This is a genomic window from Qipengyuania sp. YIM B01966, assembly GCF_016461955.1.
GTDB lineage: Bacteria > Pseudomonadota > Alphaproteobacteria > Sphingomonadales > Sphingomonadaceae > QFOP01.
In genome coordinates this window covers 110,017-134,616 of the sequence record NZ_JADMNM010000006.1, presented here as the reverse complement: position 1 = coordinate 134,616, position 24,600 = coordinate 110,017, and the positions used below count along the sequence as shown (strand labels likewise).

Here is a 24,600-nt window from a genome sequence, read left to right as displayed (position 1 = left end):
TCATTGTATTGCTATCCGACTTACCGTCCAATCGCTGGCATCACCGTCGTCCGGAACGTCAACCGCAAGCCTTAGCCATACCCAGCGGCAGCTGCTATTTGTAAGCGCCTTGCGACCCGCCGCGTTCATCTCCGCCAGTAGGGTTCCCGATGAGGCACAAGTGGCAGACAGCTTGAGCCCGTCCGACGTTTTGCCATGCGCAGGGGAGACTGCCCAATCGAGCGATGAACGCCGGGATGGCAGGTATAGTAGCTGTTCGGAGACAAGCCCTTGTGCTCCGGCAAGCGCGCTGACGAGAAGGCTGCCCTGGTTTTCGCTGGCTCCGAAGTCCCCGCTCGTCACGTGCCGCCAGTCGAATGGAACGACCCCCCGGTCAGTTTGAAAATGGGGCCGATGGACGGTTCCCGGTTTTGGTACGCTCGCGGGAAAAAGGGCTTCCAGCAGTCTATAGGAATCTTCGAAACGCTGAGATCCGGCGAGCCCGGCAATCAAAAGCCGGTCGACCTCCGGATCGACGCGGCCGCCAGCGCCCGCCAATGCCAGGCGCAATGCGCGTGCATTCGCCATTCCGTCCGGGGATTGGGCAATCTGGCGCCACAGTTGATCGCTCCATGGCGGGTTCGAAGACAATAACTCGGCCATGCTGCGTTCGATCCGGGGATCGCCGGATATGGCGGCCAGCCGCTCGAGCATGACCCCATGCGCCGAGGTCTCGCGACGCAGCAGTTCGTCGAAGACTGCCAAGCCTTCCGCCTCACGACCCGCTTGGGCATACGCATTAAGCAGATCGAGACTGAGCATCGTCGATCGCCTGGTGGCACGATGCGCTGTTTCCAGCACCATTATCGGTTTAGTGGCGCTCCGCTGCGACGCAGCGCGCGCCAAGAACGCGATGGCCGAGTCGGCAAGGGGTTCTCGTGTATAGGACTTACGCGCAAGATCCATCGTGCGTGGACCCGGCGAGGCAAAAACGTCCTGATCGCCCGTTTGATCAGAGCGAAACGCCGCCGTTGCAACACTTTGCCACGGCATTCCATTAGGGGGGAAGGCCCTCGTGGCGGCAGACGGCGCGGTGCGGGCCATCGCATTGGACAACGCGTTAGCGCCGGATGAAAGAGCCAACAGCAGACCAGCAGTCGCACAAACAGCCTGCTTGATGCGGTTAGGCCTCGGCGGACGACCGTTCGCGGCCATATCCGTAACCATATCCATAACCATACCCGTATCCGGCGGAATTCACGTCGTGCTTGGTCACGAGAACTCCGAAAACTCGAGCGCGCGCCGCTGTCAGGCGGGCAAGGGATTGCTGCACCTGGCGCGTCCGCGCGCCATTCATCTCGACCGTGTAGACAACCCCTTCGGCAGCCTGCGCAACCAGCGGCACGTCGGCGAGGCCGAGAACCGGCGGCGCGTCGAGAATGACGACATCGTAGCGCTCAGCAGCAGCCTGCACCAGTTGCTCAAGTCGTGCCGAATGGAGCAATTCGCCCGCATTCGGCGGCTTGGGGCCTGCGGTCATGAGGTCGAAATTCTGGACCCCCGTGTCTGTCAATAGTTGGCGCGTGAACTCTTCGCCCGTCAGATAATTCGACAACCCGCGCTCGTTCGGCAGAGCCATGAGATTGTGCAGCGAGCTGTTGCGCATGTCGGCATCGACCAACAGGACAGACCGCCCGGTCCGCGCGAGACTGCGCGCAAGCGCGATAGTTGAATTCGACTTGCCTTCATTGGGCCTCGTACTTGTGAACAGCATCGATCGCGGCACGCCATGATCCGTAAGGAACGACAGGTTCGTCTGGAACGTCAGGAACGCTTCGCTGAGATCTGATTTGGGATCGGCCACTTGCTCGCTGATGGTGTCCTCGTCGACCTTGGGGATCACCCCTAGTAAAGGCAACCCAAGGCGCTGCGTGACCTCTGCCGGATCCTTCAATTTCTGGTCGATCTGTTCGAGCGCGATCACCGCGAGCAAGGCGACAAATGCGCCGATAAATAGGGATAACAGCAAATTGAGCAGAAGGTTCGGACTGCTGGGCGATTTCGGAACCTGCGCCGGGTCGATTATGAACACATTAGTGCTCGCCACGCCGGCAACGCCGATCTCCTTGTAACGTTGCAGGAGCCCGTCATAGAGCTGCCGGTTCGTATCAACCTCGCGCTGGTAGATATTATACTGAATTGATGCCGATTGTTCGCTCAGGAGAGACTGTTTCAACCGGTCGACCTGGGCCCGAAGGGCTTGTTCGCGCAACGTGGCGTCGCGGAATGCTGCCTGATAGCCGGAGTTGAGGCGCGACGTTTCTTCGGCAATGGAACGGTCCAGAGCTGCCACCCTCGAGCGTACGGCCTGCACTTCCGGATAGCCCGATTCGAACCGAGCGTTGAGCTGCGCCAACTCGGCCGCCGCCTCGGCGCGCGATTGGCGGAGAGCTGACAAGGCATCGCTGGATTGCGCACCCGGGCGTTGGGCTTGCAATGCGCTTTCGGCCGCGATGCGCGCTTGGGTGGCTTCGGCCAACGCGCGGTTGAGCGCCTCCAGATCAGCCGAAGTAACCGTGCGATCCGGCTGCGAGAGGCCGTTTTCAGATTCTCCTTGCGACAGGGTGATGATACCCTGATCGGCCGCATATCCGACAAGATCACGCTCTGAACTCTCGAGCTTATTGCGCAAATCTGCCAAACGCCCCTCAAGGAACTCGCGCGCCTGTCGGGTTGATGCAAACCGGCGGTCCAGGTTGGATGCAATGAACTCTTCCGTCCAACCGTTGGCGATTCGAGCGCTGAGATTGGGGTCAGGGCTGGAGAAATGAATGTCTATCAGCGCCGATCCGCGGACTGGCGCGATGTTCACATTGTCCAGCAATATATCAGTCGTCCTCCGCAGACGCGCATTACGCTCCTGCGCGTTGACTGCGGCATCGTCCGTCACAGCGTCGAAGGCCTCTTCGAATACCGGGTTTGCCGACAGGTTCAGACGCCGAGCCACTCGCTCGGCCAGCGAGCGCGCATTAAGCAGTGCGTACTGAGTCTGATAGAACTCCTGGTCTTCGCCAGCATTTACCGCCGACACTTCCTCGACATTCGTGACCCGGTCGGCTTCCCGATCGATCTGGATTCGCGCGGTCGCCTGATAATAAGGCGTCGCCAGTAACGTTAGCACCGCACCTATGAGCAAACTGAGCGCCAGAATGGCCACAATAAGCCATTTGCGCCGTCGCATGGCGTTCCAGTACGCAACCAGCGGCGGCAAAGCGGAAACATCTGACGTCAGAGGTGGCGTGGCGAATTCGTCGAGCGTGGTGGGAGCAACAAGCTGCATGGATTAATTGCCTCCGCCGCCGAGCAGCAGGATAAGTGGAGTGCTCGCAAGCGGTGCGGCCTGGATGAGATCCCGGAAGAGCCGACGTTGGCGGCTTTCTCCAACGATAACCAGGTCCGACGGAAAGACTTCGGGATCGGCGTAATTGCCACGCCGGATATCGCCGAGATTGAATAAACCGACATAGGTCTGGTTGTTGATCTCGCGTTGTATGACAACGTCTTCAAGGTTGGCCAGCTCGGCAGTGCCGCCGGCGACCGCGATGGCACGTTGCAGCGTCATCCGGCCCAGAACCGGGTACATTCCGGGCCGCTGGACCGAACCATCGACCGTAACCGTTTGAGTCGTCGATTCGACGAGATTGACCGTCACCTGGGGATCGCGAACGAAACCGGCCCGAAGGCGGCGTGCGACATCATCGGAAATTTCAGCAGGCGTTCGGCCGGCCGCCTCGATGATCCCGATCAGGGGGAAGGCAAATCGCCCCGCACCATCGACCTGGATTTCGCGCTGAAGTTCAGGAACGCCAAAAACATCGATCTTGATCTTGTCGCTTGGCCCGACGTGATAATCACGAATGGCCCGGGTGTAATCACTCGGCGTTGGAACGGGCATGGTTGTGCCCACCGCCTGGGCGTGGCTGCCGGCCGCCAATGGCTTGACGCCCCCCGCGCACCCCGAGATTGCAAGCATCATTCCGATGCCTGTCAGAAATGTTCGAACCCAGGCATTCATGCCGCAAAACTCCCTGCCACCGGGCTCCTAGTGGATAGTCCGTCGACGGTAAACAGTAACTAGCGGCGCAACCGCTGGTGAGCCGCGCTATGTGCGAAGCGAGGGATATCAAGCATGAACAGCAGCCACACCGCGGCAACCGCAGCCATGAGAGGCGTTCGCAAAGGGTAATCGAGAAACGATGCCGCGGCCATAGCGAGCGGCGGAAAACACAGGGCCAGTCGGACCGACCAATCCAGCACGCTTACCCGCATCACGCAAACGCACAACCATCCAATGATTCCCACCACCGTCATGATCATGGCCACGCCCAGCAGGCCGTTTTCAATCACCACCTCAAGCCAGTCATTATGCGCGTGATTGAGATAGTGAGGCCCTACCAACTCTCGTGGTTCGAAGATCTGATAGACACTGGCGAACGATCCAGGGCCAGAACCAAAGGGCCAAAAGGCCTTAGCGGCCTCGAGCATGGTGGGCATGGCGCGAAACCGCATCTCTTCTCCGGCGTTCGGCACCATCACGCCGGCCGAGCAATGGCCTGCCGTGCACATAACAGCTGTGGCCAGGATAACCACCGCAAGGCCCACCATACCGGCGATGAGCAAGCGGCCGCGACTTTCCCTGACCGCAGAGCTTTGAGCAGCGAGAATTTCCCGTACGAGCACGACCACCGCCAGCAGCGCGCCGATAAGACCCAGTGCGATGCCCGCGCGCGAGCCGGTGAGATATATTATTCCTGCAAAGACCAGCCAAAGGCACGTTGACGCAACCATGCGACCATTGCGGCTGGCGGCGGGGCCGGCGACCGACCACACCGCCAGCAAGGGCATAAAGCTGGCCAGAAATACCGCCTGATGGTTTCCGTTGGCAAACAAGCCGACAGGCGAACCCGCGTTGGTGACGGCGTAAGTATAGAGGGCGGAGCGGCCCCCGACAGCAATCTGTGTCAATCCCATGAGCGCCGACACGGTGCCGATAGACAGCAACAGAGGTATCAGCGCCAACCGTTCAGAACGGATCAGCAGCGAAAAAAGAATCATGGCGGCTGCGGGCACGAGCAGGCTGAACAGCGTGTTCCAGGTTCCTGCAGGGGACATGGAAGACGCTCTGGATATTTGGCCAAACCCTAGTGCACGGTCGAGGTCCGCCACAATCCCGCGACCGGGCATGGTTGACCACGCGCTAAATGGCAGCGGTATCAATTGCCAGGCGAGCGCCGCGACAAGAAGAACGCCTGCAACTATTGGCAAGCGCCAGCTTGGCCCCTGGTTTTTATGCGCGGCCACCACCAAGCCTGTTGCCGCGAACACCACGACAAGCGGTCTCAGGATTACAAGCGCAATCACATCAGCGCGTGACCCGCCCCCCATCATCGCAACTGCGGCAAGCACAGCGATAAACAGCCAGAGATGAGTCGATGGCCGGGAAGGTTTGTAGTCCAGTGTGCGGAGGGGGCTTGGGAGGCGAGAACGCGAACTCATGGTCTTAAATCCTGCGGCAGGGCCAGCCCTACCTGCGGCGGCGCTGAGTAGCCCGGCACGAGATCGTGCAGGATACGGATGATGGAACTGTTCGAACCCTCTGCAATCGCTGTTTCGAGCCGCTGCATTTCGTCAACCAACACGTCCCAGTCGATCCAGGTCTCTCGCGCTTGATATATTTGCGGGTGGCCGGTGGGTGTGGCCTCTGCATCGATGAGCAATTCCTCGTACAGCTTTTCGCCCGGCCGCAGCCCGACTTCGACAATCTCGATATCGCCGCCGGGATTCTCCGCGTCTCGGATGCTGTAGCCGGACAGCGTGATCATGGACGCCGCAAGATCGCGAATACGGACAGGCTCGCCCATGTCGAGGAGGTAAAGCTCGCCCCCCTCGGCCATTGAGCCGGCTTGGATGACGAGTTCGGCCGCTTCCGGAATTGTCATGAAGAAGCGGGTGATGTCCCGATGCGTCACGGTCACCGGGCCACCGGCCGCGATCTGCCTTTTGAACTGGGGAACAACCGATCCCGAGGAGCCGAGCACATTGCCGAAACGCACCATCGAATAGATCGTTCGATGGCTCGGATCGGCCGCGAGCGCCTGCAGGATCATCTCGCACACGCGCTTTGAAGCGCCCATCACGTTTGTCGGCCTGACAGCCTTATCAGTGCTGACCAGAATGAACCGCTCGACCCCTGCTTGACGGGCCGCAAGGGCGCAGTGCAACGTCCCCATGACGTTGTTTGAAACCCCTGCGATCGGGTTGATTTCGACTATTGGCACGTGCTTGTAAGCCGCAGCGTGATAGATCGTATGCGGCCGCCACCGATCGATCATCCGGCTGGCCGAACCTTTGTTGGCCACGCTCGACAATTCGGCGATAATCTTGGGAGGCTCGGCCTCTTCAGCCACCAAAGCGCGCATCTCCTGGTCAATGGAATACAAGGAGCTTTCGGTCATTTCGACCAACACGAGAGTGGCTGGCTCTTGCCGAATGATCTGGCGGCACAGTTCGCTGCCGATTGAACCGCCGGCGCCGGTGACGAGAACTGTTTTCCCACGGATCGCGGCGCTCATTAATTCCGCCATCGGTTCCACGGGATCGCGCGCCAGCAAATCGGCCACGTCGATCTCCCGAAGATCGCTGAAAGATACCGCGCCGTCGACAATATCCTTGATTGCCGGCAGCGTCTGGACGTGCACTCCATGCGAGCGCAGGCGGTCCATCAAGCTCGCTCGCTGCGAACGAGTCATTGACGGCAATGCCAGAAGGACGAGGTCGAACGCGCCATCCGTCAAGCGTCGTTCAGCCATGTCGTAATTAATGACTTCGACCGATTCGATCCGTTGGCCCACGAGGCCCGAATTTTCCGACGCATAGGCGAGGAGCTTGAAATCCGGATCCGTATCAAGCGACTGCCCCAGTTTACGGGCGGCTTCTCCCGCCCCGTAAATCAGCACGCGCTTGGCCGAACCGCGTACCGCCAGATCACGCAGGCCGAGGCGGACCAGCAGCCGATTGGTCGCCACCAGCAGAAAAAAGATGATTGGAAAAATAACGCTGACGGTTCGAGGAATGCCGACAAAGCCGATCAAGCCGAAGGAAGCGACCGATAGGGCCGTGATGATGAGGGAACCGCGAAACAGCTGCGCCACGACCTTGGGCCCGCTGAATCGAAAAATGTTCGTATAGACCCCAAGTCTGAAAAAGACGAGCAGGAACAAGCCGATCTGAAAGAGCGCGAACAGCAGGAAAGGCTGCCGCAGCGGGGTTAAGACGCCTAACCGGAGCGAAAACGCGAGCCAGGCGGCAAGAAAGCAGCTGGCGACGTCTGCCGCAACGGCAAGCAGGCGCTTCGTCCCGCGCGACGAGTTGAGCAAGCGCCGCGCTTGGTTGTGACCCGCAGAAAACAGCGCGCTCAAGGTGACTTCGGGAACTCCGGCCTCACTTTGCGGATCGTCATACGGCGCTCTCATGCGGCTAACACCGTTTCGCACGCCTCAGCTCGCGCCAGCCCAAGATGCGCCAGCATCGTCCGGTTCACCTTTTCCACATCGAAGAGATCGGCGCATCTCTCAAAGGATGCTTGCCCAAAGGCGCCTCGCAGGCGTGCGTCGCTGGCCAGGCGCTGCATGGCAGTGACGAGCGCGCCGACATCCCGCGGAGGTATCAGGAACCCGTTAACCCCATCGCGCGTGGTTTCGCGACAGCCCGGAGCATCGGTGGTGATTATCGGCCTGCCGATGGCCATTGCTTCCAATACCGAGCGCGGCGTTCCTTCGCGGTATGAAGGCAGGACATAGACACTGCATGCATCGATCGCGGGGCGTACATCGCTTTGTGGGCCGATGAAGCGCAAGCCGCCGCTTTCCCAACGCTTCAGATCCTCCGATGAAATACCATCAGGCCCTTCGTCATGGAACCCCGCCAGGGTAAACGTCGCGGTCATCCCCGACGCTTTGCACTTGATCGCAGCCTCCGCGAATTCACGCACGCCCTTCGATTTCAGCAAGCGGGCGATCATCAGAAAGTGCGTGTCTTCGGGAAGAGCGCTGCGCCGATAGTGTGCCATGTCCACGCCCGAGCCGTTGACCAGGCGTGCCTTGGCACGATCGGACAGCGCTCCCACCGCCGAAAAATCGGCCAAATCATCTTTGTTCTGAAAGATAACTGTTTTGTTACGCGCAGTCGCGGCGCGCCACAACTGCACAGCAATAGCGCGCAGCGCCTGCTGGCGAACCCCGCTGGCGTCCGCAAATGCATAGCCCAGCCCCGTTACTAGCGAGTGGGATTCGACACCGGCCCACCCTGCCGCAAGCGAGCCCCAGATGCTCGGCTTGATCGTGTAACCCAGCACAAGGTCGATCTGGTCATGCAGGATTACCTGCTTGAGCGCGCGAGCGTAACTGATGTCCGCAACCGGGTTCGTGCCAGTCCGCATCAACGGGACTTCTCGCCACACGACGCCAAGGCCGTCAAGAAACGCTCTGGTCTGGTCGTCAAGGGATGGCGCGGTTACGAACACCTTGTGCCCCGCAGCGCGCATGGCGGCGAGCAACGGCCCCCTGAAACCGAGTAGGGAGGGTCCGTAAGAAGCGTTGACGAGGATAGTGCGATGACCCATGTGACCCGCGCAACTAGGGCCTCGGTCGGCGCGGCGCAACCAAAGGTCTAATTTCCCACGCCGACACTGGACGCACAGTTCCGATGCTAAATCTTCCTTTGTCTCCGTGGCCGGTTTTCGACGAGGAGCAGGTCGCGGCCGCGGCTGATGTTCTGCGGTCGGGGAAGGTGAATTACTGGACTGGGTCCGAGGGGCGCGAGTTTGAACGAGAATTCGCGGCGTTCTGCGGCACACATCACGCCGTTGCAGTAGCGAACGGAACACTTGCGCTCGACCTTGCCCTGCAGGGGTGCGGTATTGGACCGGGCGATGAGGTTATCGTTGCGCCGCGGACCTTCATCGCCTCGGTGTCTTGTGTGGTCAATGCAGGGGCCACCCCCGTCTTTGCTGACGTCGACCGGGACAGTGGTAATATCTCACCCGAAACGATTGCGGCCGTCGTGACGGATCGCACCAGGGCAATAATTCCGGTGCACCTGGCCGGTTGGCCTTGCGACATGCCTGGAATCGTTTCCTTGGCCGAGCAGCACGATTTCGTGGTTATTGAGGATTGCGCTCAGGCTCATGGAGCGCGGATTGGCGGGCGCTCCGTCGGCAGTTTCGGTGAAGCCGGAGCCTGGTCGTTTTGTCAGGACAAGATCATGACCACCGGCGGAGAGGGTGGCATGGTCACTTGCAACGATGAAACCCTGTGGAACCGTATGTGGTCCTACAAGGATCATGGCAAGAGTTGGGACGCCGTGTATAACCGCGACCACCCCCCCGGCTTCCGCTGGCTTCACGAAAGTTTCGGGACGAACTGGCGAATGCTCGAGATACAGGCCGCGCTGGGACGGATTCAGTTACGCAGGATGTCTGAATGGCATGACCGGCGGCGCGCGATCGCCATGCGCTATGTCGATGCATTGAACGCACTGCCGCACGCCGTGCGGGTCCCGCTGCCAGGCGCGGGCTTTGAACACGCCTTTTACCGCTTGTATGCATTTGTCGAAACCGACGGTTTGAAAGAGGGCTGGACGCGCGACAGGATAGTCGCCGAGGCAACTGACCGAGGAGCACCCATCTTCCATGGGAGCTGTTCGGAAGTATATCTCGAACGTGCGTTTGCCGACACGCAGTGGCGGCCCGTCGACAGGCTGCCTAACGCTGCGAGGCTGGGGGAGACCAGCTTGATGTTCCTAACGCACCCGAACCTGACCGATGAAGAAGTGGACCGGATTGCCGAGACCGTACGCGACGTGATCCGCGAGGCCAGTGCCTAGCGCGACGGCGCCAGCAGACGTGCTGGATTGCCAGCAACGGTTGCGCCTGGAGGCACGTCGCGGACGACTACAGCTCCCATGCCCACCACCGCGCCGGCGCCAATCGTGATGCCTTGCCGGATCATTGCGCCGCTACCGATATAGGCGGCGTCACCGATCGTGACGTTGCCGTTGCATCGCACGCCCGGACCAAACGTCACGAAGTCACCAATGTGGCAATCGTGCTCGACGTAAGAGTGGAGATTACAGTGAAAATGCGCCCCGATGCGAATATTGCTGGTCAGTGTGACCCGCGGTGAGAAAACACAGCCTTCGCCCCAAGTCACATCGTCCATGATGAACAGATCGATCGCCGTTACGCCGAAGAATGAGATGCCCGCAGAACGACAGCGTTCGACCAACATGCGGCGTGTCGCCGGTGCAGCAACGGCGATCAAGGCGGCGGCCCGTTCGGTTTCGGCCAACCTGTTAAACCCGATAACCGCCGTACCGTTGATCCACCCTTCTGTGTCATGATCGTCGACGAAGACATGGTCAGCGGCAGGGAACGCGGAGCGCACAAGAGGCATGATCCCTCGCGCACATCCGCCAGTGCCGTACACGGCGTATGTGGATCGACCGCCGTCAGCAGCGCTCACCCGCCGCTTCCCTCGAACCGGGCCATTGTTGCTTCCCCTTCCGCGGAAATGCCCTGGCGCCGCACGACAGCCACAACGGTCTTCATAAGAATGCGCAGATCGAGCATGAATGTGCGGTTCTCGACATACCAAACATCGGCCTCGAGTCGACTGTCCCAATCCAGACTGTTGCGCCCGTTCACCTGGGCCCAACCGGTCAGCCCCGGCCGTACCTCGTGCCGCCTTGCTTGGCGGGCGGAGTACAGAGACAGGTAGGACATCAGGAGAGGTCGTGGGCCCACCAAGCTCATGTCTCCCTTGATCACGTTCCACAGTTCCGGGAGCTCATCAAGGCTGGCAGCGCGCAGCCATTGCCCGGTCGGGGGCAACCGGTCCGCATCGGGAAGCAGCGCACCGTCCGCATCCCGCTCATCGGTCATCGTTCGGAATTTGATCATCTCGAACGGCCGCGCGTTCAAGCCAGGTCGCGTTTGCCGGAACAATATCGGCCGGCCAAATCGTGCCAGGACGATCGCAGCCACGACCATCATTAACGGCGACAGGAGGATCAGCCCGACCAGCGAGACAACTATATCGAAAAGACGTTTCACCTGCGCCTCCCTAGCGATCAACCTAGCCCCGGGCCAGCGCCTCATGGCGAAGGTTGATAGTGTATGCCGCGGTCTCTAAGGGCGTCGGGCCTCTCTTGGCGGTTGGACCTCTCTTTATGCAAGCCACAGAATGTTCCGCGGTCGTGATTGGCCTTGGGTATGTCGGGCTCCCGCTTGCCGTGGCGCTCGCGAAGCACGGCGCTACGGTCGGTTTCGATGTTGACCAGGGACGGGTCGCCGAGTTGCGCGACGGCCGGGATCGCACGCATGAGGTCGATAGCGCAACGCTGGCAGCATCCCCGCTTCTCCTGACCGACGATCCCGCCCAAGTGCCACCGTCCGACTTTTACATCGTCACCGTGCCGACTCCGATTGACCCGGAGAACCGCCCCGATTTGTCGATTGTCGAGGCGGCTTCGCGGACCGTCGCCGGATTCCTGCGTGACGCTGTCGAAAGGGGCCGGAAACCGGTCGTGATCTATGAAAGCACTGTCTATCCAGGCGTCACCGAGGACATTTGCGGGCCACTCCTCGAGCGCAAGAGCGGCCTTGTTCGCGGGCGGGACTTTTTTCTCGGCTATAGCCCCGAGCGGATTAATCCCGGCGACCGCGAGCATACGATCGACAAAATCATGAAGGTCGTCTCGGCCGAGGATCCGGAAACGCTCGACCGGGTTGCAACGCTTTATGAGCGGGTGACCAGCGGCGGAGTGTTTCGCGCAGCATCGATCAAGGCAGCCGAAGCTGCCAAGGTGATCGAGAATGCGCAGCGCGATATCAACATCGCCTTCATGAACGAGATCTCGCAGATCTTCGGCAGGATGGACTTGTCGGTTTGGGACGTGCTCGCCGCAGCGCGGACCAAGTGGAATTTCCTTCCCTTCGAGCCCGGCCTCGTGGGGGGGCACTGCATTGGCGTCGATCCATACTATCTTTCACACCGGGCCGAGGAATTGGGCCATGACCCCAAGGTCATCCTTGCGGGCCGGGACGTGAACGATGCGATGGCTGGGTACGTGGCGGACTGTCTGCACCGTCTGCGTGACGGGAAGACCGGCACCATCCTCGTCCTCGGCCTGACGTTCAAGGAGGACGTGCCGGATCTTCGTAACAGCAAGGTGGCCGATCTTATCGCCGATTTGCGCGGTAAAGGGCACACGGTGGTCGTAGACGATCCCCATGCGGATGCTACCGAAGCGCAGCATGAATATGGTATAGAACTCGATCCGGCGGCGCTCGGCGGCAGGTACGATCTCGTGCTTCTGGCGGTGCCACACCGGAAATATCTTGAGCACGGGGCGGCCCGCCTGCGCGATTTGTTGGCGGACGGCGGCCATCTCGCCGATCTCAAAGGCGTGCTTGAACCGGCATTGGTGGATTGGCGCCTGTGACTGCCGCTAACGAGACGATGCGCACGGTGTTGGTCACCGGTTCGGCCGGGTTCATTGGCTATCACCTTGCGCAGCTGCTGCTGAAGGAGGGATTCGCCGTTGTCGGTTACGACGGGATGACCGATTATTACGACGTCAGGATCAAGGAGCGGCGGCATCAGATGCTGCTCCAGCACCAGCATTTTTCGGCCCATGTGGGGATGCTGGAAGATGCCGAGCGGCTGCGTTCCCTGTGCATGGAGACGCGCCCCGACGTGATCGTGCATCTCGCGGCGCAAGCCGGAGTGCGCTACAGTATCGACAACCCCCGCGCATATCTTGACGCCAATCTGGTTGGCACCTTCAACGTCATGGAATGCGCGCGTGAACAGGGCGTCGAGCATCTGCTGATGGCGTCGACCAGTTCGGTCTATGGTGCCAACGAGACCATGCCGTTCGATGAACGCCAGAAAGCCGATTCCCCGCTGACTTTCTATGCCGCGACCAAGAAGGCGACCGAAGCGATGGGCCATTCCTATGCCCATCTGTGGAACCTGCCGGTGACCATGTTCCGGTTCTTTACCGTCTATGGACCGTGGGGCCGGCCGGACATGGCGCTGTTCAAATTCACCAAGGGCATCCTCGAGGGGACGCCGATCGATATCTACAATCACGGGGATATGTACCGGGATTTTACCTATGTCGAAGATCTGGTGCGCGCCATCCGGCTGCTGATCGATACCCCGCCGGTAGCCCCTGAAACGCCGGCCGATATTCCCGAATGGGACAGCCTGTCATCGGCCGCGCCCTTTCGGGTGGTGAATATCGGAAATAGCGACACGGTGCGGCTGGAAGATTTTGTCGATGCGATCGAGCGGGAGTGCGGCCGCAAGGCTATTCGCAATTACATGGATCTGCAGCAGGGCGACGTCGCCGCGACCTGGGCCGATGCCCAGTTACTGATGAACCTCACCGGCTATCGCCCGCAAACCGATGTGCGCGACGGGATCAATGCGTTCGTCGGCTGGTATCGCGAATATTACCAGATCTGACCGCGCTGCTGCACCGGTTCACCATACCCCCCGCGTATCATAGACCGCCGCGCCGCCGCGTTCGTCGGCGGGCACCACGCGGAACACGTCGTGATCGACCAGCAGGATCAGCACGCCGCATTCCTCCAGCGCGGTGTCGATATCAACCAGCGTGGCGCCGGTGCCCGAAAACTCCACCGGTAGCGCGCTGGCATAGGGTTCGACGACCTGCACGCGCTCGCCATATTCCCGCGCGAGGCTGGCGGCGACAAAGCGCGCCGGGCTTTCGCGGAAATCGTCGATATTGGGTTTGAAGGCGAGGCCGAGGCAGCCGACCTTTGCCGCCGGATGCGCGTCCACCAGTGCCCTGGCGCGCGCGATCACGTGATGCATTTTGGCATCGTTGACCTCGCGCGCGGTGCGGATGATCCGCGCTTCGTCAGGCGCGCCGTGGACGATGAACCAGGGGTCGACCGCGATGCAATGGCCGCCGACGCCGGGGCCCGGCTGGAGGATGTTGACCCGGGGATGCCGGTTGGCGAGGCGGATCACCTCCCACACGTCGAGCCCCATGCGGTCGGCGATCATGCTCAGTTCGTTGGCAAAGGCGATGTTGACGTCGCGAAAGGCGTTTTCGACCAGCTTGGTCATTTCGGCGCTGCGCGCATCGGTGGTGACGCAGGTGCCGCGCACGAACAGCTTGTAGAAAGCCAGCGCCTTCCTTGCACAGCGCGGCGTGATCCCGCCGATCGAGCGGTCGTTATTGGTCAGTTCCTCGAGGATGCGGCCCGGCAACACGCGCTCGGGGCAATAAGCGAGCGATACGTCCGGTGTCCCCTCGGCAAGGCCGGGGAAGGCGAGATCGGGGCGCATTTCGGCCATGAGATCGCGCATCGCCTCGGTCGTGCCGACGGGCGAAGTCGATTCGAGAATGACCGTGTCGCCCCGCTTCAGCACGCTGGCGACGGCGCGTGCGGCGTCCATCACATAGGAGACGTCGGGCGTATGCTGCCCGTCCCTGGCAAAGGGCGTCGGCACGGCGATGACGAACACCTCGGCCGGCGCGACCTCGGTCGCGGCGCGCAGGCTGTCGCGCTGGACCACCGCCTGCACTAACCCGTCGAGATCGGCCTCCTCGATGTGGATTTCGCCGCGATTGATCGTGTCGACCACCGCCTGCGAAATGTCGACCCCGGTCACCTGGCAGCCCGAGCGGGCAATCACCGCCGCGGTCGGCAGGCCGATATAGCCAAGGCCGATCACCGCCACCGAAGGCTTGTTATCTTCGCGCATGGTCCACCCGCTATTGGAAAATCCGCCCATGTCCCGCTAGCGCGCGAGAGTAAACATTCTCGGTAGGCGATAGGCGGGGTTACGCAATGAAGGTCCTGATAACGGGGGTTGCCGGCTTCATCGGCGCGGCAGCAGCCCGCGCGCTGCTGGCCCGCGGTGACAGCGTGGTCGGCATCGACAATCTGAACGATTACTATCCCGTGCCCCTGAAGCGTGCGCGGCTCGCCGCTGTCGAGGCGGCGGCGGAAGAGCGCTTTACTTTCATCGAGGTCGATTTCGCCGATCGCGAGGCGCTGGCACGCGCGCTCGGCGCGCAAGCGTTCGATGCCATCTTGCATCTCGGGGCGCAGGCAGGCGTGCGCTATTCGCTCGAGAACCCGCACGCCTATGTCCAGTCTAACCTCGTCGGCCATCTCAACCTGCTCGAAATCGCCCGCGCGCGGCCGGGGACGCTGATGGTCTATGCCAGTTCAAGCTCGGTATATGGCGGCAATGACAAGGTGCCCTTCAGCGTCGAGGACCGGGTCGATCATCCCTTCTCGCTCTACGCCGCGACCAAGAAGGCGGACGAACTGCTGAGCGAATCCTACGCCCATCTCTACCGCATACCGCTGACCGGCCTGCGCTTCTTCACGGTCTATGGCCCGTGGGGCCGGCCCGACATGATGCCGTGGATCTTCACCTCGAAAATCCTGCGCGGCGAGCCGATCCCGGTGTTCAATCACGGCAGGATGCAGCGCGATTTCACCTATATCGACGACATCGTCGCGGGGGTCATCGCCTGTCTCGACCGGCCGCCCGCCGATGATGGCGCGGCCAAGCCCGGCGGCAGCAGCGCCCCCCACGCGATCTACAATATCGGCAACAACCAGCCGGTCGAGCTGACCCGCGTCATCGGCATCATCGAACAGGCGTGCGGCCGCAAGGCCGAGATCGAGATGCTGCCGATGCAGCCCGGCGACGTGCCGGGCACCTACGCCGATATTGACGCCATCGCGCGCGACATGGGCTATGCGCCGACCACGAGTGTCGAAGAGGGGTTCCCGCGTTTCGTCGACTGGTATCGCGGCTACCATTCGCACGCATGAGCGTCGCTATCCGGCGGCGAGCAGATTGACGATGCGCTGGGCGGACTGCCCGTCACCGAACGGATTGTGCGCCCGCGACATGGCGGTGTAGGCGACCGGGTCGTCGAGCAGGCGGCTGGTTTCGGCAACGATCCGCGCGCTATCGGTGCCGACCAGCCGGGCGGTGCCGGCTTCGATCCCTTCGGGGCGTTCGGTCGTCTCACGCATCACCAGCACCGGCTTGCCCAGCGCCGGCGCCTCTTCCTGCACCCCGCCGCTATCGCTCAGCATCACCGTCGAGACGTCGAGCAGGCGGGCGAAATTTGGATAATCGAGCGGTTCGATCAGCGCGACGTTGTCCAGTCCCGCCAGCCGCGCATTCATCACCGCGCGGACATTCGGGTTGAGGTGGACCGGGAAAATTACCGCCACATCGGGCCGCTCGGCCAACGTGGCAATCGCCTCGGCAATCGCTTCCATTCCGCCGCCAAAATTTTCGCGCCGGTGCGAGGTGACGCCAAGGATGCGCTTGCCGGAAAAGCGCGCGGCGAGCGGCGTCATGACGTCAGCCAGCCCCGGTTCGGCGGCGATTCGTGCGGTCACCCAATGCAACGCGTCGATCACCGTGTTGCCGGTCACATGGACGGCGCCCGGCGCAACATTTTCGGCCAGCAGCGCCTGGGCGGCGGTTTCGGTCGGCGCGCAATGCAGCCGGGCAATCGCGCCGATGATCTTGCGGTTCACCTCTTCGGGCCATGGGTGATAGATATTGCCGCTACGCAGCCCCGCCTCGACATGGGCGACGGGAATCTTGCGGTAATAGGCGGCCATCGCGCCCGCCATCGCGGTCGCGGTGTCGCCCTGCACCACCACCCATTGCGGCTGTTCGGCATCGAGCACGCCGCCGATCCCGGTCAGGAGAGCTGCGGTCAGCGCGTCGAGCGTCTGGTCGGGGCGCATCACGTCGAGATCGTGATCGGGCACCAGGCCCGCCACGTCGAGCACCTGGTCGAGCATCCCGCGATGCTGCGCGGTCACGCAGACGCGGCTCGCCATCCGGCCGTCGCGTTCAAGCGAGTGGACCAGCGGGAACAGCTTGATCGCTTCTGGCCTTGTGCCGAAGACGGTGAGAACCTTGGGCTTCGCGCTCATGCGCGCTGCCATAGCGGCAACGGGTTAACGCTGTCTTTGCCTTAATCGGCCGCCCCCATGGCAGCGGATTATTGCGGCGGCTGCGCCAGCGGCGGGACATCGCGGGGCGCGCGCTCGCTTGTTGGCGGTGCGGCGGCCGGTGCAGGGCCGGCAGCCTCGCGCGCCAGCCGCTCCATATATTCGCGCTCGATCTGTTCGACCCGTTCCTGTTCGGCGCGGGCAGCTTCGTCGATGGTCGAAAGGCGTTCGGCGCGGGCGGCGGCGATCAGCTGGCTGAACCGCACCTCGCCCGAAGTCGCCCGCTCGCCATAGGCCTGGCGGATCAGCTGCTCGGTGCACCCAGTGAAACCGCCCGCCCCGGCGGTCGAGCACGACAATTGGCCGAACGCGCCGATCATCTCCAGCCGTTCGACCCGCTGTGCCCAGGCCATGTTCGCCGGGTCGTCGCTGAACCGCAGCGCTTCGGGAATGCGGAACCGGTCATTTTCGGGCATCCGCGCGACGACCACGATCTCGTCACCCTCGGCCACCGGCGCCGGGTCGTCGCCATAGACTACGACCATCTTTACCCGGTCGCCAGCCGCGCTCTGCGCGAGAGTCGGCGATGCAATCAGTGCGGATGCGGCAAAGCCCAAAGCGAGAGCGAGACGTTTCATAAATGTCCTTTCGATCGCGGGCATAGTGGGCCGGCGGCGCTGAACCTCGTGTGAAATGAACCCTGTCCGCTCAGACCCGTTCCGACAGGCGGATGGCCGCGCGGCACCCCAGCCGTATCATGCCCGACAGCAGCGGATAGGCCGGCGCGCGCTCGGCCCCGGCGGCGAGCGCGGTTTCGCGGTGCTCGCGCTCTTCCTCGCGGAATTCCTCGACCATTGCGGCGAGGTCAGGATCGTCGCCCTTTTCGGCCAGATCGTCCAGCTGAGCGGTATAATGCCGGTCGATCTCTTCCTCGACCGCAGCAGTGCAGGCCATCGCCGCTTCAGGGCCGATCAGCGCAGTGGCCACGCCTAGCGCGTAGCCCGCGACCGACCAGAGCGGCTGCAGCGCGGTGGGGCGCACGCCGCGCCGGGCCATCAGCGCATCGAACCGCCGGCGATGTTCGGCCTCCTGCGCGGCCATCGCGGCGATCTTGGCGGCATGAGGGCCGCGATCGCCGATTACCGCCAATTGCCCGGCATAGATCCGCGTCGCGCCATATTCGCCCGCCTGATCGACGCGAACCATGCGTTGAAGCGCCGCTTCGCGCGCAGCCTGTGTTTCAGCCATGATCTCGCGCTCCTGTCCGGGCCAGCACGCCGAGGATTGCCAGTCCCGCGGCGGTGGAAATGAGGAAATTGAACCCCGCCAGCGAGATGCCGGCCAGCGTCCATGGCGCCTGATCGCAGCGGACCAGCGGCGCGTTCATGATCGCGTCGAGCGGATCGCCACCGGCCGCAGCGGTCGAGGCGCACGGGGTGATCCCCTGCCACCAGCCATATTCGACCCCGGCATGAAACGCCCCGATCGCGCCCGACACCAGCAGCGCCAGCGCCGCCGCGCCCAGCCATAGCCGCCTGTGCGGTGCGGCGAGCGCAATCAGCCCCAGCGCCAGCGCCGCGAAATGCGGGTAACGCTGCCACCAGCACATTTCGCACGGATAGAGCCCGAAGACATATTGCCCGATATAGGCGCCGCCGAGCAGCGCGGCGGGCACGGCCAGCGCCAGCGCCTGGGCGGGGCGCAGCGCGCGGTCAGGGCCGGCCAGCATCATCTCACCGCCGCGTTGTCGCGGCGCGCGGCGGGGCCGGAGTGCCCGGCGCGGTGCGGCGTAGCGTCTGCAGCGCATAATGGAGCTGGAAGTCCTCGATCCCCTGCTCCTTCAATTGCTGCGCGGTCTGGCGGAAGCGCGGATCATCGGCGCGGTCCTGCTCGAGCGCGTCGTCGGCCAGCGCCAGTTCGTTGACCAGATGGCCGCGCAGATCCGCTTCACGCAGGGCAAAGCGGCTGCGCCGCTCGCGGTCGGGATCGGACAGCTGCGGGACGGCGATGTCGGGGCGAATGCCGCCTTCCTGCACCGAATGGCCCGACGGCGTGTAATAGCGCGCCGTGGTCAGCTTGAGCGCGGCGTCATTGCCAAGCGGCAGCAGCGACTGCACGCTGCCCTTGCCGAAGCTGCGATCGCCCATCACCAGCGCGCGGCGGTGATCCTTCAGCGCGCCGGCAACGATCTCGGAAGCCGAGGCGGACCCGGCATCGATCAGCACGATCAGCGGGACATTCTCGGCAATCACGCCGGGAAACGCGCTTTCGGCGTCGTAGCTGATATTCTCGCCCCGCACCCGGCCACGCTGCGACACGATCTGCCCTTCGGCGAGGAACAGGTCGCTGAGCGCCACCGCCTCGTCGAGGCTGCCGCCGGGGTTCTGCCGCATATCCAGCACCAGCCCGGCAAGCTCGCCGCCCGCCTCGCGCACCAGCGCCTCATAAGAGGACAGCACATCGGCGCCGACATCGCGGCTGAATTCGTTGACGGTGATGACGCCGATCCGTCCGCTTTCGAGCTTGTGCGTCACCGGCTCGAGCTCGATCACCCCGCGCGTGACGGTGACGTCGAATGGTTCCTCGCGGCCGGCGCGGAAGATCGTCAGCCGGATCGAGGTGCCGGCCGCGCCGCGCATCTGGCTGACGGCTTCATCCAGGCTGCCGCCATAGATCAGCTTGCCGTCGAGGTGGGTGATGTAATCGCCGGCCTTGACGCCGGCACGGTCGGCCGGGCTGCCGCGGAACGGGGCGATCACCTTGACGGCGCCGTCTTCCTGGATGACCGACAGGCCGAGGCCGGAATAATTGCCGTCGATCATGGTCTCGAGCCGCTGGAGGTCGCCGCCATCGAGAAACGCGGAATGCGGATCGAGGCTGGCGAGCATCCCGTCAATCGCGCCGCGGATCAGCTTCTGATCGTCCACCGGATCGACATAGGACGCCTTCACCCGCTGATAGACCGCGAACAGCTTGGCGAATTCCGGGCCCGCGCGGCCATCGACCTGCGCCATGGCGGTGGTGGTGACAGGGATCAGCGCGGCCGCCGTGACCAGGGCGGCACTGCGGGCAAAAGCGGCAAATTTCATCGGCGGGTCATCTCCATCGCGCGCCTCTCTATCCGTTCGCGGCGGTGAACGGAAGATGAGGAACCTTCTGCGTCGCTTATGCGCCGGTCAGCGCAGATGCTGCAGCGGGTCGACCGGGGTGGCGCCCTGCCGCAATTCCAGCCGGATCACCGGTCGCTGCCCGCCAGCCCGGCCGATCGGCGCGCCGGCCACCACGCTCTGACCGACCGTCATGCGGGTCTCGCCGAGCCCGGTGACGAGGCTCGCCCAGCCGCCGCCATGTTCGATGATGACGATCCGGCCATAGCCGCGATAGGGGCCGGCAAAGGCGATCCGCCCCCCGGCGGGCGCGACCACCTGCGCCCCGGCGCGCGGGGCGAGGGCGAGCCCGCTGGTCCGCCGTCCGCTCTCGTCCACGTTGCCGAAACCGGCGATCGTGCGCCCGGCGACCGGTAGCTGGAACCGGGCCGGCGCGCCGGTTGGTGCATCGGTCGGCGCTGCCGCCACGACAGGCGCGGCACCCCCTTGGTCCGGGCGCAAGACCGGGCCGGGCAGCGCCGCCAGCCGCGCGCGCAGCGCCGCATCGCGCCCCAATTGCCCGACCAGCGCATCGAGATCGCGCGCCTCTTCCGACAGCGCCAAAGCGCGCTCGGCCTCGCGCGCGGCGCTGCTACGCACGCCCGCGGCGGCAAACCGTTGACGCGCCTCGAGACCGGCCAGCGCGCGGCGGCGCTCAGCCAGGCTGGCTTCGCCGGCGCGCAAGGCGGTGAGCGCATGGCGGCTTTGGGCCTCCAGCTCCTTGCCCCGGTCGAGCTGGCGCTGAAGCGCGGCGGTGCGCTGGCGCATATGCGGTACGGCGGTTTCGAGCACGGCGCGCAGATAGACCGTCTCGCGCAAGTCCCCCGGCCGCAGCGCGGCAAGCAACACCGGGCGCCGGGCAATGTTCTGCAGCGCCGCGGTCAGCTTGATCAGCGGTGCCTGCTGCCGGGCCAGATCGGCGGCGAGCGCGGCGCGCTGCCCGCCGATCAGCGCCATTCGCGCTTCAGCCGCAGCGATCTCGGCCTCGGCCTGCTGCACCTCGGCGGCGAGTGCGGCGAGCGTGGCGGCAGTGCGGTCAGCCTCGGCCCCCGCAGCCTCGGCCTGCCCCGAAAGCTGGCGCGCGCGCGCGGCGGCATTGCGCGCCTGTACCTGCGCCTGAGCCAGCGCGGCGCGGGTTTCGGCCGGGCTGTGCAGCACCGGCGAGGGCCGCGCGGCGGCAGCGGGAAGGCTGGCCGAAGCGGCAGCGGCCAGCCCGCCCGCCAGCAGCAGCGCCGCCAGCGCCGGCCCGGCAACCCGCGCCCCGATCCTCTCCCGCCTCGTCGTCATTGCAGCTTCTTGTGCCCGATTTTCAGGCGCGGTGATAGGGATGCCCGGCGATGATCGTGGTCGCGCGGTAAAGCTGTTCGGCCAGCATCGCCCGCGCGAGCAGATGCGGCCAGGTCGCCGCGCCGAAGGCCAGCAGCAGGTCGGCGCTGTCACGCGCGGCAGCCGAATGCCCGTCCGCCGCGCCCAGCACGAAGCGCGTTTCGCGCACGCCGCCGTCGCGCCACAGGCCAAGCTGGTCGGCCAGTTGCGCCGAGGTCAGATTGCGGCCGCGTTCGTCGAGCAGCACCGTGCGGGCGGGCGCCAGCGGCTCGGGCACCCGGCCGCCGGTTTCGGGCAGTTCGGTCAGCCGCGTGGGCCAGGCAATGCGTTTGAGATAGCGTTCGACCAGCTCACCTTCGGGCGTGCGGGCGATCTTGCCGCGCGCGACGATATGGAGCAGCACGCGAAGCGTCAGGCCGAGCCGGCCGCAATCCCCGACGCCACGCCGGCCGTCGCGCCAGCAGAGGGGGCTGCGCCATCCTCGCCGCCTTCAAAGCCCCACATCCGTTCAAGATTATAGAAACTGCGGACTTCTGGGCGGAACAGGTGGACGACGACATCGCCGGCATCGATCAGCACCCAATCGGCTGCGGGCAGCCCTTCCAGGCGGACCGGGCCGTAGCCTTCCTGCTTGACCCGTTCAGCCAGCTTCTGCGCCATCGCCGCCACCTGCCGGGTCGAGCGGCCCGAGGCGATGACCATGTGATCGGCAATGCTCGACTTGCCGGCGAGCGGGATCGAAACGCAATCCTGTGCCTGATCCTCGTCGAGCTGGTGCATCACCAGTGCGTGCAGCGCGGCCGAGCGCGCCTCGCGGGTGGCGGCGGGATCAGCCATGGCGGCGAGATGTGAGGGGGCAGAGCCGGCAGTGGCCGGGCGGGCAGCAATCGGGTTCATGGGCGGAATATGGGTTCCCTGTGCGAACTTTGTAAGGCGCGCGGCAGATGATTGTCGGGGCGGTCATGCCGGGCCCGCAATCAGCCGGTGGGTCACCCCGTCGCGCGGGCGGGCCGTCGCATGGCGCGCGGCCCAATCGGGGTCGCGCTGGCGGATGGCCGTCGCCGAACGCGGATCGGGATCGAAACGCAGGATCACCAGCGCGGGCACGCTCCATTCGCCCCGGCGAATTCTGGCGGCAGGCACGATATGCGGCCGCAGCCAGGCCATCGCGGGGCCACCGATGGCGCGGGCATCATAACCCGGCCGCTCGATCACGGCAATCGGCATGGTCCGCGCGATCCCGCGCCAGTCGCGCCAGCGGGCGAACTGCGCGAGATTGTCGGACCCCATCAGCCAGATGAACCGCCGCCCTGGATAGCGCCGCACCAGCGCGCGCAGCGTATCGACGGTATAGCGCGTGCCAAGCTCGCGCTCGATCGCGGTGACGCGGATCGGGGCGCCGCGGGCGATATTGCGCGCGCTGGCGACCCGCGCGGCGAGCGGTGCCATGCCGGCGGCGGGCTTGAGCGGATTGCCGGGCGAGACCAGCCACCACGCTTCGTCCAGCCCCAGCGCGTCCAGCGCGAAGCGGGTGATCCGCCGGTGGCCGCCATGCGCGGGGTTGAAGCTGCCGCCGAGCAGCGCGGTGGTGATCACGCGCGGATCTGTCCGCTGCCGCGCACCTGCCATTTATAGGTCGTGAGTCCCTCCAGCGCGACCGGGCCGCGCGCGTGCAGCCGGCCGGTGGCGATGCCGATTTCCGCGCCCAGCCCGAACTCGCCGCCATCGGCAAACTGGCTCGACGCGTTGACCATGACGATCGCCGAATCCACTTCGGCCAGAAAGCGTTCGGCCACCGCCGCATCGGCGGTGACGATGGCGTCGGTATGCTGCGATCCATGCGCCGCGATATGCGCCATCGCCGCTTCGACCCCGTCGACCACCGCGACCGACAGCACGGCGTCGAGATATTCGGTGCCCCAATCCTCCGCGCTGGCGGGGATAATGCGCGGGTCGAGCGCCTGCGCGCGCCCGTCACCGCGCAGCTCGCAGCCCGCATTGATCAGCGCGCCCACCAGCCCGGCGCCGTCGGCAAAACCCGCATCGATCAACAGCGTTTCCATCGCCCCGCAAATGCCGGTGCGGCGCAGCTTGGCATTGAGCGCGACCGCGCGCGCCATGTCGGGGTCGGCCGCGGCATGGACATAGGTGTGGCAGATGCCGTCGAGATGGGCGAGCACCGGCACCCGCGCATCAGCCTGCACGCGGGCGACGAGGTTCTTGCCGCCGCGCGGAATGATCATGTCGATCGCGCCGGCCGCCGCCAGCATCGCGCCGACCAGCGCGCGGTCCTGATCGGGCACCAGTTGCACCGCCCCGGCGGCCGCGCCCGCTTTTGTCAGCCCGCGCGTGAACGCCGCGTGCAGCGCCCGGTTCGAGCCTGCCGCCTCGCTGCCGCCGCGCAGGATCGCCGCATTGCCCGCGCGAAAGGCCAGCGCCGCGGCATCGATCGTCACATTGGGCCGGCTTTCATAGATGATCCCGACGACCCCGACCGGCACTCGCACCCGCGACAGGGCAAGGCCGTTGGGCCGCTCGCTGCGGTCGATCACCTGGCCGACCGGATCGGGCAGGCGCGCCACCTGCTCGACGGCTGCCGCGACGCCTTCCAGCCGCGCCTCGTCGAGCAGCAGGCGGTCGCACAGCGCGGGCGACAATCCGGCGGCCTGCGCCGCCGCGAGATCGTCGGCATTGGCGGCGAGAATCTGCGCCGCATCCTCGCGCAGCGCGGCCGCCGCCTTGTTCAATGCCGCCGCCTTGGCTGCATCGTCCATCGCCGCGACCAGCCGCTGCGCCGCGCGCGCTTCGGCCGCCATGTGCGCGATTGCGGCTCTATGCTCCTCGTCACCCATCGCACCGCTGGTAGCGGGCGAGGAGCCGTGCGGTCGAGTCGAAAGCGCGACAAAGCGTTTCGGCCGCTTAGGTTCCCGCGCGGTGCAGATATTTACCGCCGATTCACCAATTCACCGCGCGACTCGCTCGACTCGGCGGCTTTGGCCATTGCGCGATTCGACCCGTCTGGTTGCAACCGTTACCGGACCGCCCAAC

The 24,600-nt window shown here is 64.4% G+C and carries 23 protein-coding genes; 4 read left to right on the top strand and 19 right to left on the bottom strand.

Features of this window, described 5'->3' with window-relative positions; genetic code table 11:
• From ILT46_RS08930 to ILT46_RS08905, 6 genes are all read right to left on the bottom strand, one after another.
• Positions 1-1,212: a hypothetical protein gene (locus ILT46_RS08930; RefSeq protein WP_199504286.1), complete on the bottom strand. Its 1,212-nt coding sequence runs from the start codon at positions 1,210-1,212 to the stop codon at positions 1-3.
• Positions 1,163-3,319 (bottom strand): GumC family protein, encoded by a 2,157-nt coding sequence (locus tag ILT46_RS08925; RefSeq protein WP_199504285.1) that lies wholly within the window; start codon positions 3,317-3,319, stop codon positions 1,163-1,165. Before ILT46_RS08925 ends, ILT46_RS08930 begins: the two co-directional genes overlap by 50 nt.
• 3 nt (positions 3,320-3,322) lie before the next feature.
• Positions 3,323-4,054 (bottom strand): polysaccharide biosynthesis/export family protein, encoded by a 732-nt coding sequence (locus tag ILT46_RS08920; RefSeq protein ID WP_233397133.1) that lies wholly within the window; start codon positions 4,052-4,054, stop codon positions 3,323-3,325.
• Positions 4,055-4,113: 59 nt separating this feature from the next.
• Entirely contained in the window at positions 4,114-5,367 is a 1,254-nt protein-coding gene (locus ILT46_RS12410) for an O-antigen ligase family protein (protein ID WP_199504284.1), read from the bottom strand.
• Positions 5,368-5,531: 164 nt separating this feature from the next.
• The gene (locus tag ILT46_RS08910) at positions 5,532-7,511 is read right to left on the bottom strand and encodes a polysaccharide biosynthesis protein (protein ID WP_199504283.1); all 1,980 of its coding nucleotides are present in this window, start codon (positions 7,509-7,511) and stop codon (positions 5,532-5,534) included.
• Positions 7,508-8,593 carry a glycosyltransferase family 4 protein gene (locus ILT46_RS08905; protein ID WP_233397132.1) on the bottom strand — a complete coding sequence of 362 codons (1,086 nt, stop codon included), beginning with the start codon at positions 8,591-8,593 and terminating at the stop codon, positions 7,508-7,510. Before ILT46_RS08905 ends, ILT46_RS08910 begins: the two co-directional genes overlap by 4 nt.
• Before the next feature lie 149 nt (positions 8,594-8,742).
• Between ILT46_RS08905 and ILT46_RS08900 the strand changes: the two genes are divergently transcribed.
• Entirely contained in the window at positions 8,743-9,921 is a 1,179-nt protein-coding gene (locus ILT46_RS08900) for a DegT/DnrJ/EryC1/StrS family aminotransferase (protein ID WP_199504281.1), read from the top strand.
• Here the strand turns inward: ILT46_RS08900 and ILT46_RS08895 are convergent.
• Both ILT46_RS08895 and ILT46_RS08890 read right to left on the bottom strand, forming a co-directional pair.
• A complete protein-coding gene (locus ILT46_RS08895) occupies positions 9,918-10,523 on the bottom strand; it encodes a NeuD/PglB/VioB family sugar acetyltransferase (protein ID WP_370592400.1) in 606 nt (201 codons plus the stop codon). The genes ILT46_RS08900 and ILT46_RS08895 overlap by 4 nt on opposite strands.
• A 32-nt stretch (positions 10,524-10,555) precedes the next feature.
• A complete protein-coding gene (locus tag ILT46_RS08890) occupies positions 10,556-11,149 on the bottom strand; it encodes a sugar transferase (RefSeq protein ID WP_370592398.1) in 594 nt (197 codons plus the stop codon).
• 143 nt (positions 11,150-11,292) lie between these two features.
• Here ILT46_RS08890 and ILT46_RS08885 point away from each other — a divergent pair, with 143 nt between their 5' ends.
• Together ILT46_RS08885 and ILT46_RS08880 are read left to right on the top strand one after the other, a co-directional pair.
• Positions 11,293-12,540, top strand: coding sequence for a nucleotide sugar dehydrogenase (locus tag ILT46_RS08885; RefSeq protein WP_370592397.1), 1,248 nt, complete (start codon positions 11,293-11,295; stop codon positions 12,538-12,540).
• Between the two features lie 17 nt (positions 12,541-12,557).
• On the top strand, positions 12,558-13,571 hold the full coding sequence (locus tag ILT46_RS08880; protein ID WP_199504309.1) for an NAD-dependent epimerase/dehydratase family protein: 1,014 nt from the start codon (positions 12,558-12,560) through the stop codon (positions 13,569-13,571).
• 18 nt (positions 13,572-13,589) lie between these two features.
• Here ILT46_RS08880 and wecC read toward each other — a convergent pair whose 3' ends face one another.
• A complete protein-coding gene (gene wecC / locus ILT46_RS08875; RefSeq protein WP_199504277.1) occupies positions 13,590-14,843 on the bottom strand; it encodes a UDP-N-acetyl-D-mannosamine dehydrogenase in 1,254 nt (417 codons plus the stop codon).
• Between the two features lie 86 nt (positions 14,844-14,929).
• Here wecC and ILT46_RS08870 point away from each other — a divergent pair, with 86 nt between their 5' ends.
• Positions 14,930-15,931 carry an NAD-dependent epimerase/dehydratase family protein gene (locus ILT46_RS08870; RefSeq protein ID WP_199504276.1) on the top strand — a complete coding sequence of 334 codons (1,002 nt, stop codon included), beginning with the start codon at positions 14,930-14,932 and terminating at the stop codon, positions 15,929-15,931.
• 6 nt (positions 15,932-15,937) lie between these two features.
• Here ILT46_RS08870 and wecB read toward each other — a convergent pair whose 3' ends face one another.
• From wecB to ILT46_RS08820, 10 genes are all read right to left on the bottom strand, one after another.
• Complete coding sequence (wecB, locus tag ILT46_RS08865; RefSeq protein ID WP_199504275.1) at positions 15,938-17,062, bottom strand: non-hydrolyzing UDP-N-acetylglucosamine 2-epimerase; 1,125 nt, start codon at positions 17,060-17,062, stop codon at positions 15,938-15,940.
• 68 nt (positions 17,063-17,130) lie between these two features.
• The gene (locus ILT46_RS08860; protein WP_199504274.1) at positions 17,131-17,718 is read right to left on the bottom strand and encodes a hypothetical protein; all 588 of its coding nucleotides are present in this window, start codon (positions 17,716-17,718) and stop codon (positions 17,131-17,133) included.
• Between the two features lie 70 nt (positions 17,719-17,788).
• Positions 17,789-18,328 (bottom strand): demethoxyubiquinone hydroxylase family protein, encoded by a 540-nt coding sequence (locus ILT46_RS08855; RefSeq protein ID WP_199504273.1) that lies wholly within the window; start codon positions 18,326-18,328, stop codon positions 17,789-17,791.
• Positions 18,321-18,809 carry a disulfide bond formation protein B gene (locus tag ILT46_RS08850; protein ID WP_199504308.1) on the bottom strand — a complete coding sequence of 163 codons (489 nt, stop codon included), beginning with the start codon at positions 18,807-18,809 and terminating at the stop codon, positions 18,321-18,323. The genes ILT46_RS08855 and ILT46_RS08850 overlap by 8 nt, the downstream gene beginning before the upstream one ends.
• A gap of 4 nt (positions 18,810-18,813) precedes the next feature.
• On the bottom strand, positions 18,814-20,169 hold the full coding sequence (locus ILT46_RS08845; RefSeq protein ID WP_199504272.1) for a S41 family peptidase: 1,356 nt from the start codon (positions 20,167-20,169) through the stop codon (positions 18,814-18,816).
• An 87-nt stretch (positions 20,170-20,256) separates the two neighbouring features.
• Positions 20,257-21,513 carry a murein hydrolase activator EnvC family protein gene (locus ILT46_RS08840; RefSeq protein ID WP_199504271.1) on the bottom strand — a complete coding sequence of 419 codons (1,257 nt, stop codon included), beginning with the start codon at positions 21,511-21,513 and terminating at the stop codon, positions 20,257-20,259.
• A 22-nt stretch (positions 21,514-21,535) separates the two neighbouring features.
• Positions 21,536-21,955, bottom strand: coding sequence for a 23S rRNA (pseudouridine(1915)-N(3))-methyltransferase RlmH (locus ILT46_RS08835; RefSeq protein WP_199504270.1), 420 nt, complete (start codon positions 21,953-21,955; stop codon positions 21,536-21,538).
• Positions 21,956-21,963: 8 nt separating this feature from the next.
• Positions 21,964-22,389 (bottom strand): ribosome silencing factor, encoded by a 426-nt coding sequence (rsfS, locus tag ILT46_RS08830; RefSeq protein ID WP_233397131.1) that lies wholly within the window; start codon positions 22,387-22,389, stop codon positions 21,964-21,966.
• 123 nt (positions 22,390-22,512) lie between these two features.
• On the bottom strand, positions 22,513-23,181 hold the full coding sequence (locus tag ILT46_RS08825; RefSeq protein ID WP_199504268.1) for a nicotinate-nucleotide adenylyltransferase: 669 nt from the start codon (positions 23,179-23,181) through the stop codon (positions 22,513-22,515).
• Entirely contained in the window at positions 23,145-24,404 is a 1,260-nt protein-coding gene (locus ILT46_RS08820; RefSeq protein WP_199504267.1) for a glutamate-5-semialdehyde dehydrogenase, read from the bottom strand. The genes ILT46_RS08825 and ILT46_RS08820 overlap by 37 nt, the downstream gene beginning before the upstream one ends.
• Positions 24,405-24,600 lie beyond the last annotated feature (196 nt).

What these genes read in the sequence shown, in the direction of transcription:
- wecC (WP_199504277.1), bottom strand. Translation starts at nt 14,843, where the DNA reads ATGCGCGAAGATAACAAGCCTTCGGTGGCGGTGATCGGCCTTGGCTAT.
- ILT46_RS08855 (WP_199504273.1), bottom strand. Translation starts at nt 18,328, where the DNA reads ATGGCTGAAACACAGGCTGCGCGCGAAGCGGCGCTTCAACGCATGGTT.
- ILT46_RS08860 (WP_199504274.1), bottom strand. Translation starts at nt 17,718, where the DNA reads ATGAAACGTCTCGCTCTCGCTTTGGGCTTTGCCGCATCCGCACTGATT.
- wecB (WP_199504275.1), bottom strand. Translation starts at nt 17,062, where the DNA reads ATGAGCGCGAAGCCCAAGGTTCTCACCGTCTTCGGCACAAGGCCAGAA.
- ILT46_RS08825 (WP_199504268.1), bottom strand. Translation starts at nt 23,181, where the DNA reads ATGGCAGGTGCGCGGCAGCGGACAGATCCGCGCGTGATCACCACCGCG.
- ILT46_RS08930 (WP_199504286.1), bottom strand. Translation starts at nt 1,212, where the DNA reads ATGGATATGGTTACGGATATGGCCGCGAACGGTCGTCCGCCGAGGCCT.
- ILT46_RS08870 (WP_199504276.1), top strand. Translation starts at nt 14,930, where the DNA reads ATGAAGGTCCTGATAACGGGGGTTGCCGGCTTCATCGGCGCGGCAGCA.
- ILT46_RS08925 (WP_199504285.1), bottom strand. Translation starts at nt 3,319, where the DNA reads ATGCAGCTTGTTGCTCCCACCACGCTCGACGAATTCGCCACGCCACCT.
- ILT46_RS08910 (WP_199504283.1), bottom strand. Translation starts at nt 7,511, where the DNA reads ATGAGAGCGCCGTATGACGATCCGCAAAGTGAGGCCGGAGTTCCCGAA.
- ILT46_RS08920 (WP_233397133.1), bottom strand. Translation starts at nt 4,054, where the DNA reads ATGAATGCCTGGGTTCGAACATTTCTGACAGGCATCGGAATGATGCTT.
- rsfS (WP_233397131.1), bottom strand. Translation starts at nt 22,389, where the DNA reads ATGGCTGATCCCGCCGCCACCCGCGAGGCGCGCTCGGCCGCGCTGCAC.
- ILT46_RS08820 (WP_199504267.1), bottom strand. Translation starts at nt 24,404, where the DNA reads ATGGGTGACGAGGAGCATAGAGCCGCAATCGCGCACATGGCGGCCGAA.
- ILT46_RS08880 (WP_199504309.1), top strand. Translation starts at nt 12,558, where the DNA reads ATGCGCACGGTGTTGGTCACCGGTTCGGCCGGGTTCATTGGCTATCAC.
- ILT46_RS08845 (WP_199504272.1), bottom strand. Translation starts at nt 20,169, where the DNA reads ATGAAATTTGCCGCTTTTGCCCGCAGTGCCGCCCTGGTCACGGCGGCC.
- ILT46_RS08900 (WP_199504281.1), top strand. Translation starts at nt 8,743, where the DNA reads ATGCTAAATCTTCCTTTGTCTCCGTGGCCGGTTTTCGACGAGGAGCAG.
- ILT46_RS08840 (WP_199504271.1), bottom strand. Translation starts at nt 21,513, where the DNA reads ATGACGACGAGGCGGGAGAGGATCGGGGCGCGGGTTGCCGGGCCGGCG.
- ILT46_RS08850 (WP_199504308.1), bottom strand. Translation starts at nt 18,809, where the DNA reads ATGCTGGCCGGCCCTGACCGCGCGCTGCGCCCCGCCCAGGCGCTGGCG.